Origin of the sequence: Candidatus Cardinium sp. cBcalN2, assembly GCF_022810445.1 — a bacterium.
Lineage (GTDB): Bacteria > Bacteroidota > Bacteroidia > Cytophagales > Amoebophilaceae > Cardinium.
The window spans coordinates 1-1,175 of the sequence record NZ_JAACGD010000090.1; the positions used below are offsets into that span (position 1 = coordinate 1).

Genomic DNA, 1,175 nt, shown 5'->3' on the forward strand with positions numbered 1-1,175 from the left:
TATCAACTACTACAGATAAGTTAATGGCTGTTCTGGGTTCTCAATTTTTCGTTTTAGATTTTGATTTTCATTTTCTATCTTATTGATATGCATGTTTTTTTCAGCGAGTTGCTCTTCTTTTTCAGCGAGTTGCGCTTTTGTTTCAGTGAGTTGCTCTAGGATACTGCTATTGTCTTTTGTTAGACTTGTATCGTAGTTTACTGGGGTGTTATTTTCTAGACTTCGAATTTTTTCCTCTAGCGTTTCCTTTTTTTGCTCTAGCTCCTTGATTGTTTCTTCTAGCCTTTTGATTTCTTCCTTTAGCTTTTTGATTTCTTCCTCTTGCTGCTTGTTTTTTTCAGATTCTTTTTTAAGCTTTTGTTCTTTACCCTTAAGCCACCTGTTTTTTGGCTGTAGACTGGCTCCTTGTTTTTGTGACCCACATCCCCCATTACTACTAAATAATAGTAGACTAAATAAGATAATAGATTTGTTATAATTGGTTAATTTTTTTTTTATATTATACATGTGATTCACTTAAGAATTGAATGGTATGATGCAGTCAATTACAAATCAAAAAACAAGCTTTAATAATCTTTATTCTGAGTTTTAGTATGGTAACCCTGTGCTATTTAAAAAATTGTTTATCTACTCAGGATTGTGTCACGAATAGGCACAAAAAACATTTCTTGTAAAAAAGTTATGATAAGTAGTGTCCGTTCAGCTAATATCCATAGATTCTCATTATACCTAAATAAGCAACTTGATTAGCCTTTGTTCAGCTTAGTGGTCCGAACCAGCTTTTATCCGACTTTTTTCTCGATAAGAAAGTGAAAAAAATGAAGCTCTCTGTAAAAAGTTTCGGAAATCACCTATTAGAGCTGATTATAAAAACAGTTTGTTTGAGCCAGCACAGCAGTTAAGTTGTGTTTTTTTAGCTCTAATAGGTGATTTCTAATCGACAATATTTATAATAGCCGTTTTTCCTAGAACCGCTATAGCCTTGCATATATGCATCAAAAAATAGTAAAATAATTAGGCAAATTTATAAAAAAAAATAATAATATCCTATTCATTCAACAATATAGTAAGGCTAGGTACAAGTTTCCGTTCACCACTATGGCTTATGCTAGAAAAAAAGCGCGCCCTTTGAAAAAAGTGCGACCAGAAAGCGCGGTTTACAGATGAAAAGAAAA

The 1,175-nt window shown here is 32.5% G+C and carries 1 protein-coding gene; it reads right to left on the reverse strand.

The genetic code is table 11. The features are described from left to right. Nucleotides 1-9: 9 nt before the first annotated feature. Nucleotides 10-507 (reverse strand): hypothetical protein, encoded by a 498-nt coding sequence (locus tag MUW74_RS02775; protein WP_243519011.1) that lies wholly within the window; start codon nt 505-507, stop codon nt 10-12. Between the last annotated feature and the right edge of the window lie 668 nt (nt 508-1,175).

What these genes read in the sequence shown, in the direction of transcription:
- MUW74_RS02775 (WP_243519011.1), bottom strand. Translation starts at nt 507, where the DNA reads ATGTATAATATAAAAAAAAAATTAACCAATTATAACAAATCTATTATC.